11 protein-coding genes are annotated in these 17,060 nt (G+C 35.7%); 2 read left to right on the plus strand and 9 right to left on the minus strand.

Translation table 11 applies throughout. The features are described 5' to 3' along the window. The first annotated feature begins 48 nt into the window (after window positions 1–48). Window positions 49–3,459 (plus strand): ThuA domain-containing protein, encoded by a 3,411-nt coding sequence (locus AC000W_RS08755; protein ID WP_474747641.1) that lies wholly within the window; start codon window positions 49–51, stop codon window positions 3,457–3,459. Window positions 3,460–3,509: 50 nt separating this feature from the next. Here AC000W_RS08755 and AC000W_RS08760 read toward each other — a convergent pair whose 3' ends face one another. The 9 genes from AC000W_RS08760 to AC000W_RS08800 form a co-directional block, all read right to left on the minus strand. Further along, window positions 3,510–4,577, minus strand: coding sequence for a DUF3500 domain-containing protein (locus tag AC000W_RS08760; RefSeq protein ID WP_474747643.1), 1,068 nt, complete (start codon window positions 4,575–4,577; stop codon window positions 3,510–3,512). 262 nt (window positions 4,578–4,839) lie between these two features. Continuing rightward, window positions 4,840–6,348: a S41 family peptidase gene (locus AC000W_RS08765; RefSeq protein WP_474747644.1), complete on the minus strand. Its 1,509-nt coding sequence runs from the start codon at window positions 6,346–6,348 to the stop codon at window positions 4,840–4,842. Between the two features lie 16 nt (window positions 6,349–6,364). Next, entirely contained in the window at window positions 6,365–7,225 is an 861-nt protein-coding gene (locus AC000W_RS08770; protein WP_474747646.1) for a hypothetical protein, read from the minus strand. 342 nt (window positions 7,226–7,567) lie between these two features. Then, window positions 7,568–8,278 carry a membrane or secreted protein gene (locus tag AC000W_RS08775; RefSeq protein WP_474747648.1) on the minus strand — a complete coding sequence of 237 codons (711 nt, stop codon included), beginning with the start codon at window positions 8,276–8,278 and terminating at the stop codon, window positions 7,568–7,570. A 260-nt stretch (window positions 8,279–8,538) separates the two neighbouring features. Further along, window positions 8,539–8,940 carry a hypothetical protein gene (locus tag AC000W_RS08780; RefSeq protein ID WP_474747650.1) on the minus strand — a complete coding sequence of 134 codons (402 nt, stop codon included), beginning with the start codon at window positions 8,938–8,940 and terminating at the stop codon, window positions 8,539–8,541. 334 nt (window positions 8,941–9,274) lie between these two features. Further along, on the minus strand, window positions 9,275–10,906 hold the full coding sequence (locus tag AC000W_RS08785) for a M1 family metallopeptidase (RefSeq protein ID WP_474747651.1): 1,632 nt from the start codon (window positions 10,904–10,906) through the stop codon (window positions 9,275–9,277). Next, the gene (locus tag AC000W_RS08790) at window positions 10,906–12,237 is read right to left on the minus strand and encodes a M28 family metallopeptidase (RefSeq protein WP_474747653.1); all 1,332 of its coding nucleotides are present in this window, start codon (window positions 12,235–12,237) and stop codon (window positions 10,906–10,908) included. Before AC000W_RS08790 ends, AC000W_RS08785 begins: the two co-directional genes overlap by 1 nt. A gap of 2 nt (window positions 12,238–12,239) precedes the next feature. After that, the gene (locus tag AC000W_RS08795) at window positions 12,240–12,878 is read right to left on the minus strand and encodes a TMEM175 family protein (RefSeq protein WP_474747654.1); all 639 of its coding nucleotides are present in this window, start codon (window positions 12,876–12,878) and stop codon (window positions 12,240–12,242) included. Window positions 12,879–12,887: 9 nt separating this feature from the next. Continuing rightward, on the minus strand, window positions 12,888–15,095 hold the full coding sequence (locus AC000W_RS08800; protein ID WP_474747656.1) for a bifunctional alpha,alpha-trehalose-phosphate synthase (UDP-forming)/trehalose-phosphatase: 2,208 nt from the start codon (window positions 15,093–15,095) through the stop codon (window positions 12,888–12,890). A 103-nt stretch (window positions 15,096–15,198) separates the two neighbouring features. On the opposite strand from AC000W_RS08800, the gene AC000W_RS08805 reads away from it, so the two are divergent. Beyond that, a complete protein-coding gene (locus tag AC000W_RS08805; RefSeq protein ID WP_474747657.1) occupies window positions 15,199–17,001 on the plus strand; it encodes a glycoside hydrolase family 15 protein in 1,803 nt (600 codons plus the stop codon). The last annotated feature ends 59 nt before the right edge of the window (window positions 17,002–17,060 follow it).

A 17,060-nucleotide genomic window follows, 5' to 3' on the forward strand; every position in this document is an offset into this window, starting at 1 on the left:
ATATTTATTGACTTAATAACTTATCAAACTAAAAATAAAGATTTTATCATGAAAAACATGTTTTGGTTAGCAATAGTACTTGTGGGTCTATTGGTTGTGGGATGCGGAGAAAAGAAAAGAGCAGGAAAGGCAAAAGTATTGGTGTTTTCTAAAACCATGGGATTTAAACACTCATCCATTCCTAATGGGATTGCTGCTATACAAAAATTAGGGGAAGAGAATAATTTTGAAGTTGATACTACAACGATTTCTGATTCTTTTAAAGATGAAAACCTTGAAAAATATGCGGCGGTTATCTTTTTGAATACAACAGGAGATGTACTTGATAATAAACAAGAGGTTGCTTTTGAACGTTACATACAAGCTGGAGGAAGTTATGTGGGTGTACATGCAGCTGCGGATACGGAGTATTCATGGGGTTGGTATGGCAAATTGGCGGGAGCATGGTTCCAAAGTCACCCAGCTGGAACACCAGAAGCTGACTTTCATGTAAAAGACGCCACTTTTGGAGCTACTAGTTTTTTGACTGATTCTATATGGCACAGAGCAGATGAAATGTACAACTACAAAAAAATCAATCCAGATATTAATGTGGTACTTACTGTAGATGAAAGCACTTATGAAGGTGGTGAAAACGGAGATTTTCACCCAATGAGCTGGTATCATGAGTTTGATGGGGGTAAAGCTTTTTATACTGCCTTGGGACATACAGAAGAAAGTTATACAGAAGAAAACTATTTAAAACATTTATTGGGAGGAATACAATATGCTATAGGTGAGAATTTAGAGTTGGATTATTCTAAAGCCACTTCTATGACGCCTCCTGATGCCAATCGTTTTACAAAGGTAGAATTGGTTGTAGGAGATTTTTATGAGCCTACGGAAATGGCAGTACTTCCCAATAGAGATGTATTGGTTGCACAAAGAAGGGGTGAAATTATGTTGTACAAACATGAAACCAAAGAAGTCTCGCAGGTTGGGTTTTTAGATGTGTACCATATGACATTGAACACCCCAGGAGTAAATGCAGAAGAAGGGCTTATGGGCTTACAGAAAGATCCTGATTTTGCCAATAATCATTGGATATATATGTACTACGCACCAACTGGTGATAAATGGGTAAATAGACTTTCCCGATTTAAATTTGAGGATGATAATATTGTAATGGATTCTGAACAAATTATTCTTGAAGTGGATAGTCAAAGAGAGATATGCTGTCATACAGGTGGTTCCATTGCCTTTGGTGGAGATGGTCTGTTATATTTGTCTGCTGGGGATAACTCAACACCTTTTAATGAGCAAGGAGAAAAATATGTAAATAATGGTTTTGCACCATTGAATGATACTCCAGGACATAAGCAATATGATGCTCGTCGTTCTTCTGGAAATTCCAATGATTTACGAGGAAAAATTATGCGTATAAAGGTCAATGAGGATGGTAGTTATGATATTCCTGAAGGAAACCTCTTCCCAGTGGGAACGCCAAAATCCAGACCAGAAATATATACAATGGGGCATAGAAACCCATATAGAATTTCTGTTGACCAAAAGAATGGATATTTATATTGGGGAGATGTGGGGCCAGACGCCCGTGCAGATAGTTTGGAAACCAGAGGTCCAAGAGGGTATGATGAAGTTGGACAGGCAAAGGAAGCAGGCAACTATGGATGGCCTTATTTTATAGGAAACAACTTTCCGTATAGAGAATACAATTATGAAACTGGGGAGAGTGGTATGGCCTTTAATCCAGAAAAGCCTTTAAATAACTCTAGGAACAATACTGGTCTTACTGAATTGCCACCTGCCAAATCAGCATTTATATGGTACCCATATACAGCTTCTTCTGATTTTCCTGGAGTTGCAACGGGAGGGAGAAATGCAATGGCTGGACCCGCATATTATACAGATATGTATCCAGAAGGTGATGCTAGATTACCAGATTATTATGATGGAAAAGTAATAATTTATGAGTGGATAAGGGGCTGGATGAAAGCAGTGACCCTAGATGATAATGGTGATTTTAGTAAAATGGAACCTTTTGCTCCGGATATTAAACTTAATAACTTAATTGATATGGAAGTTGGTCCAGATGGAAGAATTTATTTATTGGAATATGGAAGTGGGTGGTTTGCAAACAATGATGATTCTGGATTAAGTTATATAAATTTTAATGGCGGAAATAGACCTCCAGTTATTGAAGGAGTTGAGGTAGATGTAACTTCAGGAAAATCACCTATGGCAATCAATGCCAAAGTAAATGCTGAAGATTTAGAAAGAGACGCTATTACATATACCTGGAATTTGGGTAATGGAGAAACAAAAAAAACTACAGAACCAGAATTAGCATACACCTATTCAGACAATGGAGAATATAAAATATCCGTTGAAGCAAAAGATGATGCTGGAGCTGCAGCCAAAAGCGAGGGAACCAATGTTTTTGTTGGAAATACAAGGCCGGAAGTCAAAATAGATATTGTAGGTGGCAATCAGTCTTTCTTTATTCCTGGACAAGCTGTGGAATATACAGTTTCTGTAACAGATGATGGCAGTGCAGATAGCGTAGACGAATCCAATATTTATGTGTCTGTTAACTATATGGAGGGGATGGACGAAGCATCACTCTCCAATGTAGGACACCAACAGGCTTCTGCAACCATTGCAGGGAAAGTACTGACACAAACTATGGATTGTAAATCTTGTCATAAGGAGAGCGAAACATCTATTGGACCTTCTTATTTAGAAGTATCTAAAAAATACCAAGTAGGAAGAAGAAGTAGAAACTTTAGATATCTGCAAGAGAAAATAGTTGAAGGTGGTAGTGGAGTCTGGGGCGAAGTAAATATGCCTGCGCATCCAGATATTACAGCTGAAGAAAAAGCCCAGATTGCTAATTGGATATTGTCCTTGGCTGATACCAGACCTAAAAAGCCCTCTTTGCCATTGTCTGGTAAGATAATTCCAGAAGCCAGTAATTCTGGGTCCACTATGGTTATAAGCGCCAGTTATACAGATGGAGGGGAGAATAATATTAAACCTTTGACAGGAGTAAAATCTGTAGCGTTATCTAGCAATACGGTCGCTTTTAATCCAGAATTAGAAAAAGAAGGCTTTATGGACATTAACTATAATGGAATGGACTTGTTGATTGTCAATAGTGCCAATGGATGGTTTACAATGCCCAATATGGATGTTACAGGAGTAAAGGCCATTACACTAATGGCAATGTGGCAAGCACCACCTGCTGTTGGGTTTAATTTTGAAGTGCGTTTAGACAATGCCGAGGGCCAATTAATTGGTTCTGGGAGTTTAAACACACCGTTATCTGGTCAGGGAGCACCAATACAAATTCCTTTGACAGCAGCTGTAAATGGGAAACAAACTTTACATATTAGTTATACCAAGCAAAAGGATACAGAAGAAGCTGTAATGGTTGCACTGGCCAATGCTACGTTTAATTAGAATTAAATTAAAACTATACTAAAAAAGGGTCGACAATTGTCGACCCTTTTTTAATGCTTGTGTTCCAGATAATGTGTTTTTAGAATATCTTCTCCAAAATCATTTCCTTTTTCCCGCCATATGCTGTGAATGTGGTTGCCATCTTTTTGAAACCCAACATTGTCATACTCAATAAGAAAATCGGGACCATTTATAATATAGTAATGAGGGCTTTTGGGCTCATAACTACCAATCCATGCAAAGTATATTTCATCTATACCGGATTTTTCTATGGCCAAGAAGGCTGCACTAGCTTTTTCGTGCTCCAAATTGTTTATATATTCCTTAATAAGGCGTTCCAAAATTTCTTTTTGGGAACTGGTCATATCTGTACCCTTAATACCATAATAGGTAGTGATTCTTTGTTCATGGGATGGATTGGTTATAATGTCCCCAGGAACCTCACCACTTAATGTGGCCACCTTTTTTTGGTCGTCTGATAGCGAATTGATTAAGAGAAAGCCATAATCCTCTTCTTTGCTCAATACCCGCAGGCCAGCATATTTTGTGATTTGCACTTCTGATGGGTCAGTTCCCAAAAATAGGGGAGTCAAGGATACTTTGTCTCCCACTACAGATAAGTTGATAGAAAGATGATGTCCACCAAATTTTAATCCCCAAGGTTCTGTGGGGTTAGGGGTGTTCCATATAGATACAAAGTAGTTTTTATAATCCCAATCCAATCTTTTTATTTGCTCAAGAGTTTCTTTACTAATTGCTTTTCTCTCATAGGCAGTGGCATAGACTTGGTTTAAAACATCATCCAAATTCATGATACTGGTAGTTTTTAAATATCCCTGTGAACTAAATAAGGTAGTAAGAATATGGTGAAACTTAATTTTGCTTGCTTCTGGTAAATCTCCAAAACGTATTCCGGGCCTTTTGGCCAACCCTACAGGCAGATTGGTCCATTTGGTACGTAGTGTATCATTAAACTCATATGAAATGGTTTTTAGCTCATCTTCATTTAAAGTCTTAAGAAATGCAGAGGTAACCGTATTTATTTCCTTTGCTGTTTGGCCAAAAAGGGTTGAGGTTTGAAATAATAAAATAACTAATACAGTGAAAATGGATTTCATGGTTGGGTAGGTTTAAAAATGAATTGTTTTATGACTTAAAAGTACGTATATATTTTACAGATAGGTAAAAACTTTTACTCTAAGGAAACTATAGCAACAAAAGTACGCCGCAGGCGTATTCGACATCATCGGTCTCGGCTATGAGTAGTTGCATGGTTTTGCGATTAACTTTGCAAGTACACTCCAAACTGAAAATCCGAGAAGATTTTCAGAAGTAGGCGAGAACAAGCAATTACTTATAGCCAATGCTGTGAGTAGTTTTTTAATTTTCATTCTTTATTAAATTCCGTAATTTTTCAAGTTGTGTATCCGATTGCCAAAGAACTTGCTTAATATCTCTCTCAAATTTTATATCGGGTTCTGTTCCGTAACCGTCCAAAATTTTTCCATTTTTTTGAAAAGAAACCATTGTGCTGATTTTTCCAAATAATTTTGAGTTAGGCAAGTCAACCCAATCGCTGTTGCCACTTGAGCCGTCTGTTATTGCTCCGGCAATTTTGATGTTCGGCAACCCTTTAAAAGCAGAAACAAAAACTGATGCTGCGCTAAAAGTCTTTTCGTTGGCTAAAATGTAAACAGGTTTGTTGTAGTAAAAAGATGGTTTGGCCAACTTCTTTCCGTTCAATAATCCAAAATAGTATTCACTGTATTTTTTTTCATCTAGTTCATAGATTGGTATAAAGGTTTTCAAAAATTCAGTTGCCTTTTTTTGTTCTCTTTTATCCAATTCGGAAAGGGAAAACAAAAAACGGCTATGCAAACTTTTCTTGTAATCTTCTGGTAATGGTAGCGGTCCTCTTTGTTTGGTGGCGTTTATAATATAAATAGAATCTTGATGTATCAAATATTTTGCAAATTCATACAACAAATCGCGGGTTCCGCCATTGTTGGCCCTTACATCAATAACCAAAGATTTGCTATCATTGTGGATTGATTGCATAAATGAATTGACTTTATCAAAAAGAAGAGGTGCTTCATCTTTATTGGCCATTTCAGGAATCTTGATATATGCTATGTTATTCTTTATACTAAATAGTTTTTCAATAATTTCGGGTTTGTTGTAATCTTCGTCTTTTACGAAAAGATAATCTACTTCAAATTTTTCATCCCAAGGTCGTTGTCTTTTGAATTTGTTAACTACTGAAACTGTCAAAGTTGTGTCATTTTCTATAGTTGAATCCGAAAGTGTCAATTTTATTTCTTTAGGTAATTGTCTGTTGAGAAGTATGTAATTTTTTTCAATGTCCCTAATATCTCTTACTGCATATGTAAATTGGGTTTTTTTAGGTGCTTTTATGTCTTCTGGGCGTATTTTTTTAAGGAAATCTTTAATATCGATTCCGTCAATTTTTTTGAGATATGGAAATTTAGGATTGAGTATTTCTAACTCTTTATTTTGATTTTTATTCAAAACAATAACTTTATCATCTACAGGTGCGTAAATGAATGGTAAAAACAGCGATTCGTTTAAATCATAACCTCTTATTGTATTTAAGGAAGAATGTCTGTCTCCAATTTTTGCCAAAGTGTTGGTAATAAACAATCCAAAATCTTCAAGTCTTGTAGAGTCTTTTATTGTTTTTAGATAATTTTCAAATTCATTATTGAAGTCAAAACCGTTTAGATAAGCATAGGAAGATTTATCATTTAAGGTTTTTGTCAGAAATTCAATATCTTCATTTATCTGTTTTTTAGTCAGCCAATTTTTCTGTGCTTGAGAATTGATGGCAAACAGCCCAAACAGAATTGTAATCAGGGTTTTTAATTTCATTAAGGTATTTTTTAAATTACGCACAACGCCGCGCTATGTACGACAGCTGCGAAAGCAGTGTGCGAGAGGGAGCGCTGGCTGTGAATTTTAAGGAAATATAGCAAAATCGGGTGACTGTTATTTGGGAATTTGACTTTTTTTGGTATTTGTGTCCCAAATAACAGACTTCAAGAAGGCCACGTAGTGGCCGTATCTTTTGGATTTTGCGCCTGCCCGCTCCATTCAGGCGGGGTATTGGGAATAAAATTTGTCGACCAGATTGCATAAACGCAGGGGCCCGTTTAAGGACACTTGACGTTTTATGCTTTGTTAGCATTTTTTTTCTTTTTTTAATCGCCTTAAGTCCAAGTATTAACAGGGTAATAATCAATGCTACGAAAAAGACTGTCGTTGTCATACTTTTTATAATGGAAAAAATATTCGTAGCATCCATTGATAATTCCGATTGGTCGGGGTAATTGTTCAACATATTTATGATTCCAAGATTCTCTAAATAATCGGCTATTCCAGCAATTATTGGTAGGAAGCTTAGGTAGAAATAGGTAGAATTTAGTTTATTCATCTTTTTCAAAAAGTAGGCAAACAATAAACAATTACTGATTCCAAAGAGAAATGGATAAATCATATCAACTGGAATTTGGTTATACAAATATACCTCCCGTCCATTTTCTCCTAAGGCTTCAAAGAGAGAGTTTATATATTCTGAATCATATCCCGTTGGCATCATATCCAATAATTTCATCCCCTTAGAAAACGTCATTGTTTTTGGGATTGTAACTATCAGCATTATAACGTAAATAAGATTTGTAAGGACGAAAAGTAATAAAACCTTTTTACCAGCCAAATTCTTAGTTACAATTTCTTTTATTCTCTTCATTTCTTATTTTTTAATGAATGCTAACGCCGCGCTATGTGAAGTCGACTAGCTTTTGGTGCGTATACTGCGATAGCAGTGTAACAAAAGTACGCCGCAGGTGACCGAGCGTAGCGACCGATGAATACTTTTTAAAAACAATAAAAATCAATAAATAATTCGACATCATCGGTTTGTGTATGGTTAGTTGCGTGGTTCAGCAACTAATTTAGTAAAAGGAAAGCGAACGTTAGGGAAATCCGAAGGATTTTCCGAGTACACACGACCCAAGCAATTAATTATACATGTTGTTAGCCTTTAGTTATTTTTAGTTTTATTCTTCAGATGTTGCTCCAATCAACAAAATTATTCCCTCATATTCCAAATTTCGTGTATAGGATCTCCTTTACTGGATACCCCCTTGTGATTCCATTTTCCATCTATCAATTCATAATTAAATTTTAAGCTAAGTCCAGCTTTGGAATCGTCTCTTGAAAAGAATTCGATGTTCTCAGTATATTCACCATTTATGGCTGTGTACGTTCCTCCACCAGTTCCCATAAATTGTTTTGTTTCTGTATTGTAAGCAATCCATTGAAATCGAGTTCCAGATAAAATTTTCATAGTTTTTCTTGGTCTACTTGTATCACGTAAATCAGTTTTGCCTTCTCTTATTCTACCAGACATTAACCAGGCTCCTTGCAATTTTCCTGGTACACCATTATCTATTCTATTCAATTTCATATTGCCATCAACAATTTCAATTACATTATCAGTAATAATCACCTTAAAACGTACCTCAGTACCGACACGTTCAGAATTATCTGTATGAAATTCTACTTTTTCTGTCATGATATCTCCTTCTAATTTCCATGTACCACCATTGGAGTGAATAAATTTTCCAGTAGTTGTATTATATGTTGTTAATACTTGATAGCCATTGGCAAAAATAACCACGTTTCTTAATTTGTCTCCATTTTCAGAAGTTGTATAGTTTTCCCAAGCACCAATAACACTTTGCGCATTAATTCCAAATGACATTATAATACAAATGAGCAATACAAATATTTTTTTCATGACTTTATATTTTATTAATTACTGAGAACATAATATTCAACCTGTTTAAAATATCTTTTTTAATCGCATTAAAATAACCAAGTTCTTTTAATATTATAGAATTTGGTCATAATGAAGGCTAACGTGTTTGTGTATGATTTATGCGGTTAAAAGTGCGATACACTTTCCGCAGTTGCGGAAAGATAATTAATTCGCGTGAATTCCGATTAAGGAATTCCGCAGCAATTAATTATACACGGTGTTGTACAACGTTTTTATTTTCAGTTTGCTATTCCGATTTTCGTAAATAACTCACGAACTTGACTTAATTCTGATTGATCTTTAAAATTCCCCAAGTTCCTTTTTTTTCCATTTTTTAATTCTAATGAAAATCTTTTCTTTCCGAAAATTGTTTTTTCTTTAAGTTTACTTATTTCTTCAATAGAGATCTTTTCCACTGTTGACGTTTTGAATAAGAACATAAAAAGTACAACTAAGGAAACGATTCCCACACCAATCCAGATATATTCAAGAAAACCATATTCAGTTATTTTTTTTCCAAATATTCTGATTAGTGCATTTGTTAAATTAAGTATCATTAAAAATTTTAAAATCAGATATTGGTTTTTTAATCCATCTTTTATTTCAATTATGTTTTCCGATTCGTTAAATTTTATTTTCATCTTTTTCGGGTTTCGTAAATGTTGTACAACGCCCCGCTAAACGTAGTGAGGTTCTGGCTTTTAAAAATAGTGAATTTATTCACTTGTTTTTAAGGGACAATTGAACCTTGCCAAATTGCTTTTAGCGATTGTTGTGTAATGTGCACGGTTAGAACCGGCAGCGCCAAAGCTGTTTGTAGGTATTGGGCACAAGCAATTTGTTTTAGCGGGGCGTTGTGTAAAATTTCCTGTGGGGCGGGAACAACGGAGTTGTGTAGCAACATAGGTCAGCTTCAGCTGAATTTTACACAACAATTAGATATAGATCATATGATCTATATATCTTTTATATGGGTTACTTCTTTTCTGTATCTATATAAAAATTTTCATCAATACTAAACGTAGATATATCCCCTTGTAATGTTTCGGTTTTCCATGCCTCATTCTTCTTGGGGAACAACCAGTGTTCGGTGTTGCCCATAAAAACTCTTATAGGCATATCAAAATCTGCTACCACATTGGTATATCTATATGTAATGGCATTACCCTCCAGCTTATATTCCAATACAGGAATTTTTGTGGTTCTTAGGTATTGGTTAAAAAAGGCAGAGAGGTCTTTTTTTGTTTTTTTACTTATGTAATTTTCTATCTGTGCTGTAGTCACTGTTTGGTGGTAAAATTCTTTGTTAAGCCCTCTTAATACCTGTCGCCATAATTCATCGCCCTCTATTAACTGTCTTATAGTATGTAATATGTTGGCGCCCTTATTATACATGTCACCAGAGCCAGCTTTGTTAACATTATAAGGACCTATAAGAGGCCTATTGTTCCTAATACTTTTTCTTACCCCAAGTACATACTCAGAAGCTGCTTTTGTGCCATAATGGTAATCTAAATAAAGACTTTCGGAGTACATGGTAAATCCTTCGTGTACCCACATATCTGCCGCATCTTTATAGGTAATATTGTTGGCGAACCACTCGTGTCCAGATTCATGGATAATAATATAATCGAACTTTAAACCCCAACCCGTACCAGACAGGTCACGACCCAAGTACCCATTGACATACTTATTGCCGTAAGTTATAGAACTTTGGTGCTCCATCCCCAGATAAGGTACTTCTACCAGTTTAAAACTATCTTCATAAAAAGGGTAGGGGCCAAACCAATGTTCAAAAGCTTCCATCATTAGGGGAGCTTGTTTAAATTGTTCTTTTGCTTTTTCTAGATTATCCCTTAACACATAGTAATCCATATCCAATGTGCCTTTTTCGCCTTCATATTTTTCTCCAAAATGTACATAGTCCCCAATATTGACATTCACCCCATAATTGTTTATAGGGCTTTCTACGGTCCAATGATAGGTTTTGGTATTTTGGTGTTCTTCTACTTTGGTAAGCCTGCCATTGGAAATATTCATTAATTCCTTGGGTACAGTGACACTAATATCCATACTATCTACTTCATCGTACATATGGTCCTTATTGGGCCACCAAACACTGGCACCCAATCCTTGGCAGGAGGTTGCAATAAAATGTTTGCCGTTCTCATCCTTTTTCCAAGAAAAACCACCATCCCATGGAGCTCTTACAGCTTCTTTGGGATAACCAGAATATTGCACAATTAGTTCATTGATTGCACCTTTCTTTTGCTTCTTTTTTAAGGTGATGAAATGTGCATTGCCATTGGATTCAACTTTTAACTCTTTTCCATTTTGGGTAACCTCTTCAATCTTCATTGGAGGTTGTAAATCTACTTGAAGCACCTGGTTTTTTTCTAACACAGTATAACGAATGGTGTTGGTGCCAGCAATATATTTTTCATCGGGTTTTACCTCAATATCCAGATGATAATAGGTAAGGTCCCACCAAGAACGTTCTGGTGTAATACTACCTCTTAAGGTATCTTGTTCCGTAAATTGTTGTACTTGTGCAGAAAGAGTCAAGGTTGCACCTAAAAGGAAAATTGAAAATATTTTTTTTATCATTATCTCAATATTTTATTTGGAAATACCACTAGACTTTCATGCCCATTTTCGCCAACAGCGGCAATTCCGAAGAAGAAATTATCAATCACTATGCCATCTAGGGTATATTGCGTTACATCCCCAACATATCTGCTATAATCCCATGTTGGGGAGGTCGTGTCTCGCCAATAGATTTTATATCCAACAGCCCCATCTACCTTACTCCATTCAAATTTTGCAGAAGGCTCAACTATACCACCAATTTTTACTTCTTTGGGCGCAGGTGGCGCCCAGGCAATAGATGCCAAGTTTATGGCATTTACAGCAGTCAATTTTTTGGCATAATCAAAATTAACGTGTCTTAGTACATCGCCATATTCAATTCCATTTTCAACACGAATATCTTGATGTTGCTGCGTGTAATTCTCATGTGCTTCCATTATCCGTATCCCAGCATAACCTGCATCATTAAAAGGCCTGTGGTGTCCACCACGTCCAAAGCGATCTAACCTATAGATTAGCATAGGGTTCATTTCTGGCATATAGGTTTTAGTGGTTTTATGGACAAAACGTGCCAACTGGCGAGAAATACCATCTACTTCTCCACCATAAAAGCGTCTAGCTCGCCTTTCTTGTTCAGTTTCTGTGGGTGGTACAGGCTCGGAAAATATCCTAAAATCCACATTACTTACTACACCATCTACACCTTTAATATTACCTATCATATCATTGTTCAAAATCCCAATGATCTCCCATCCCATTTCTTTGGCATGAGCGGCCAGGCCTTTACCACCATACAATCCTTGTTCTTCACCAGAAATGCCTGTGTAGATAATACTATTTTCAAATTTATATTTAGACAATACACGTGCTGCCTCTATGGTGCCGGCCATACCACTGGCATTATCGTTAGCACCTGGGGAATCTGAAGTGTAGTTTGTGGGGTCGCTCACGCGAGAGTCTATATCTCCACTCATAATTATGAATCGGTTAGGGTATTTGGTACCGCGTTGTACAGCTACAACATTTACCACCCAAACATCATGCACTATACGGGCATTATCGCCTTTTTTAACCAAATCTTTCTGATAGAAAACATCTAAACAATTGGAACAATTAGAGGATATTGCCTCAAACTCACTCTTAATCCATCGCCTTGCCGCTCCTATGCCCCGGGTTTCAGAAAGGGTATCACTTAGCGTATGGCGAGTACCAAAATTTGCGAGGGTAGTAATATCCGCCTTGATATTTTCAGCGGAGACTGCTTTAATAATATCATAAACGCGTTGGTCTGTTTGAGCAAATAAGATTGAAACAGATAAAAGGGTAACAAAGAGAAGTAGTTTTTTCATTTTTAAATAGTGTTGTATTTTTTATTGAATTGTTTTGCATGGAAATAACAGAAAAGACCAATTAAAGAATATGTAAAACCTGGGGCGCCTATGATTAATCCAATCTCTGAAATTGAAAGTAATATGGAAATGACCGCTACACCGGCAAAAATGGCAAAATGTCTAGTATAGAACAGTAAGGTTATGGCATTATCTATTTCTTTGGTTTTTTTGTAAGCTCTATAATACATTAGAGAAATGCACAGAAATATTAAAAAAAAGCCTATTCCATAGAGTGTAAATAATTGACCAAGTTCCGCTTTCGTCATACCTCCTCCATTTCTTAAAAACAGATTGGTTAAAGAACCAATCATTGATTTTAAAGGAAAAACATAGTATAAAACAACGAACAATAAAACAGAGTTGAATGCAATAATCCAGTTGTCTATATAATTTGTTCTACGAAAAAAATTGTAGTGCATTTTCCAAAGCATAATCAAAACAAAAAAACTAATGGCAAAACCTATAAAGCCAGTAAAACTGATATTTAACACGGAAAATTCATCAACAATCTCCAAAGAAACCACCATTAGTGTCGCTGCAAAGGCAAACACAGCATCACTAAATGCTTCTATTCTACTTATGTTATGAAGAAATTTCATGTGTCTAAATTAATATATAAACTGCTTCAAAAGTTCTCTTACTCTTTTAGTGCTTTCTACATAGTATCTAGCCTGAGTTTTTTGCAAACCTACTTTTACGGTTACTGTACTTTCTGGAAGTTCTTGAAACATATATTCATCTGTCCAATCATCCCCAATAGCAAAGACAAAATCATAATTATCCTCTCCCAACATGCGAGCAGAGGCTCTTCCTTTGTTCACATTACTGCTTTTAACTTCCATTACTTTGTTGCCATTTAACACGCTAATGTCATCATTCCCAATTAAGCCTCTTAAAACTTCATGAAGTTCATTGGCTCTTTTTGCTCCAAAATCTGGGTCTGTGTTTCTATAATGCCATGCCAATGAGTAGTTTTTTTCCTCAATGAATGTGCCTGGAGTACGGTCCACAAAGGACTCCAGAACTGGTTGGATTTTTTCCATCCAATCTCCATTCACTTTTTCCAAAAGCTTAAATTCTTCCCCTTTTCTAGAAATCCAAACACCGTGCTCCACAATCATATTATACTTTTTTGGAAGAAACCATTTGGTAAAGGTTTGTTTGTCACGGCCACTAATTAGGAACAGGGTAGTGCCTTCTTGGTTGTGCAATGCATCCAAAAGTTTATAAAGTTCTTCATCTGGGGAAGCTTTTTGTGGATCTTTGTGAAAACCAGCCAAGGTTCCATCGTAATCTAGAAACAATAATCTCTTTTTTCCTTTCTTGTATTCTGTAGTTACCATGGACAAAATGGAGTCCGTCATTTTTCTGGAAACAAATTCTTTGTTTTCATCTTTTTGGTTAACCAACGTTTCCATAAAACTGTTGGCCCAAGTCTCTACATTGTATCGGCTTAATCTGTTCTGTAGTAATGCATTTCTTCTAATTTGCTCTTCAACAGGCATGGTAATAGCCATTTTTAATGTATCGGCTTGCTCTTCAAAATTGTTGGGATTTATCAATAAAGCCTCATTCATTTCATAGGCAGACCCGGCCATTTCGCTCAGAATAAGCACACCAGTTTTATCTGTTCTGGTCGCTATATATTCTTTGGCAACCAAATTCATTCCATCCCTAAGAGGAGTTAACCATGCAATATCGCTAGAGGTATAAAGATCTATCAGGTTTTCAAATGGGAGCGACCTATAAAAATACCAAATTGGTGTCCAGTTTACGGTTGACAATTCTCCATTTATTCTACCAACTAATTCATCTACTTCTTTTTTAAGTAATTGATATTGAGGAACATTAGAACGAGATGGCACTGCTAAAATAATTAAGCGCACCTTTTCTTTATATTCAGGATATTTATTTAAAAAATATTCAAAAGCATTGATTCTTTTAGCAATTCCTTTACTATAATCCAATCTATCTATGGATAAAATGAGCTTCGTATCTGGAGAAGACTCTTTATGTTGATCCAATCTTTTTTGAAAATCCGAACGATTATCCTTCTTGTTGGTATCATGTACTTTGGCAGATTCATTGAATTTTTTATAATCTATTCCCATTGGGAAAGAATCAACTTTTATTGTTCTGTTCTCTAAATAAATATCATTAAAACTTACCTCTAAACCAAGCAATCTTCTTACAGAACTTAAGAAGTGTCTTTCGTAATCGTAGGTGTGAAAACCAATTAGATCTGCCCCCAATAACCCTTGGAGTAGTTCTTCACGCCAAGGTAATGTTCTAAAAATTTCATAAGAAGGAAATGGAATATGTAGAAAGAAACCTATGGAGGCTTTTGGCCTTTTCTCCTTTATTAGCTGGGGCAACAACATTAATTGATAGTCATGAATCCAAATAATATCATCTTCATCTGTTTGCTCTAGGATGGCATCTGCAAATTTTTGATTCACTTTTTTATAAGATTCCCAAAACCCTAGTTCAAACTCGGAATATTCAAGAAAATAATGGAACAAAGGCCATATGGTTCTATTGCTAAATCCAAAGTAATAACCATCAATATCATCTTGTGTTAGTTTTACTTTGGCACAACCATGGTCTTTTAATGCTTGATCTATTGCTGGTTCAAGTATTTGTGGGGTGTCCTCATCCGTTAATCCGGACCAACCCATCCAAAGACTTTCACTTCCTTGATGCACGGATTTCATACCTGTTGCCAGACCGCCAACACTTGGTGTAGCGGTAATTGAACCGTTATGAATTTGTAACTGAACTGGTAATCTGTTTGAGATTATGATAGTTTTGCCCATAAATTGGAAATTTTTTGCCCTTTCTTGAAAATTATTTCTCTAAATTTCGGCAAAATTGATGGCATAAAAAATTAATAGAAAAAGAATTAAGAATATTGAGTGTATGGATAATTTGGATTACGGAATTATTGGAAATTGTAGGAGTGCAGCGTTGATTTCAAAAACAGGGTCTTTGGATTGGTGTTGTTTACCAGAGTTTGATTCATCTTCTGTATTTGCTAAAATTCTTGATGAGGAAATTGGCGGGAGTTTTGAAATAAATGTTGATGAAACCTATACCATAGAGCAGCGATATAAAAAGAATACGGCAATATTGATTACCACCTTTTCTGATGGTGAAAATACTTTTGAGGTGCATGATTTTATGCCAAGATATTATAAAGAAGATGGTGGCTATCAGGCACCTCCAGAGGTGGTAAGATATATTAGGCATATTTCTGGAAAGCCCAAATTTACTATTAAGTATGACCCAAGGCTAGAATATGCAGCTGGCGAAACAAAGACTTATGTAAAGCATAATTTTGTAGTTAGCTTAGCACAAGGCGAAAAATTCGACACTGTTTTTCTTTATACCTCTTTTAATAAAAATGCAGTAGTAGAAGGTAGAGAAATAGAGGTTGTTGAAGATGGTTATTTCCTTTTTGGGTACAATGAAAAGATTTTATTACCATCCACTCGTAAATTGTACTTGGAATTAGAGCGTACAAAGGTGTATTGGTTAAATTGGACCAATAGAACACCCAATTATAAAAAATATAATACTGAGATTACACGTAGCGCCATTACTCTAAAATTATTGAGTTATGATAAAACCGGCGCTGTGCTGGCCGCCGCTACAACATCATTACCAGAAACAATTGGTGAAGTTCGGAATTGGGACTATCGTTTTTGTTGGATACGTGACTCCTCTATGGTTATAAAGGTTATATCTGAACTTGGACATAAAAATATTGCTAGAAGATATTTACAGTTCATTATTGATTTGATTCCTGATAAGGATGAAAAACTTCAGATAATGTACGGTATTAATAAAGAGAAAAAGCTAACTGAGGTATCACTAGAACACCTGAGTGGATATAAAGGATCTAAACCTGTACGTGTTGGGAATGCGGCATATAAACAAAAGCAAAATGATATATATGGCATTCTAATGGATGTTATTTATCAACAATTAGCAATGTTCACTACAGATATAGAAAATGGTGAAGAACTATGGGGAATTACTAAAGGAATTGTTTGGATTGTTGGTAATCACTGGAAAGAAGCGGATAAGGGTATTTGGGAGTTTAGAGCAGAAGACAGGCATTTTACCTTCTCAAAAGTGTTGTGTTGGGTTGCAATAGATAGAGCTTTAAAAGTGGCTAAAATTCTAGGAAAATCTAGAAAAATTGAACAGTGGTCCATACTGGAAAAGGAAATAAGGGAAGATATTCATCAAAATGCGTGGAATGAAAAGAAGAATGCATTTGTACAATCGTATGGATCTTCTCATTTGGATGCATCGGTACTTTTGATGGAACCTTATGGGTTTATTGATGCTAGAGACCCCAAATATATTGGAACTGTAAAGGCCATAGAAGCAGAATTAAGCAATGACGGATTGTTATACAGATATAAAAATGAGGATGATTTTGGATTGCCTTCATCCTCTTTTACCATTTGTACATTTTGGTTTATAAATAGCCTTTTTAAAATTGGAGAGGAAGAAAAAGCCATAGCGCAGTTTGATAAATTACTTAGTTATAGTAATCACTTGGGATTGTTCAGTGAAGACATAGATTTTAAGACCAAAAGATTGTTGGGGAACTTCCCACAGGCATATTCACATTTGGCATTGATAGAATGTGCCGTAAATTTTTCCAAAAAAGAAGGAGAAGAGAAGATTTTGGAATCCATGAGAGAATAAGACATAAAAAAAACGCTCCCAAAAGGGAGCGTTTTTAAATTCTGCTTCTTCTTTAAAGC

It is taken from the genome of Saonia sp. (assembly GCF_056326165.1).

Coding starts and splice junctions, on each gene's coding strand:
- AC000W_RS08760 (WP_474747643.1), bottom strand. CDS start 4,577: ATGAAATCCATTTTCACTGTATTAGTTATTTTATTATTTCAAACCTCA.
- AC000W_RS08780 (WP_474747650.1), bottom strand. CDS start 8,940: ATGAAAATAAAATTTAACGAATCGGAAAACATAATTGAAATAAAAGAT.
- AC000W_RS08790 (WP_474747653.1), bottom strand. CDS start 12,237: ATGAAAAAACTACTTCTCTTTGTTACCCTTTTATCTGTTTCAATCTTA.
- AC000W_RS08795 (WP_474747654.1), bottom strand. CDS start 12,878: ATGAAATTTCTTCATAACATAAGTAGAATAGAAGCATTTAGTGATGCT.
- AC000W_RS08755 (WP_474747641.1), top strand. CDS start 49: ATGAAAAACATGTTTTGGTTAGCAATAGTACTTGTGGGTCTATTGGTT.
- AC000W_RS08775 (WP_474747648.1), bottom strand. CDS start 8,278: ATGAAAAAAATATTTGTATTGCTCATTTGTATTATAATGTCATTTGGA.
- AC000W_RS08805 (WP_474747657.1), top strand. CDS start 15,199: ATGGATAATTTGGATTACGGAATTATTGGAAATTGTAGGAGTGCAGCG.
- AC000W_RS08800 (WP_474747656.1), bottom strand. CDS start 15,095: ATGGGCAAAACTATCATAATCTCAAACAGATTACCAGTTCAGTTACAA.
- AC000W_RS08770 (WP_474747646.1), bottom strand. CDS start 7,225: ATGAAGAGAATAAAAGAAATTGTAACTAAGAATTTGGCTGGTAAAAAG.
- AC000W_RS08765 (WP_474747644.1), bottom strand. CDS start 6,348: ATGAAATTAAAAACCCTGATTACAATTCTGTTTGGGCTGTTTGCCATC.
- AC000W_RS08785 (WP_474747651.1), bottom strand. CDS start 10,906: ATGATAAAAAAAATATTTTCAATTTTCCTTTTAGGTGCAACCTTGACT.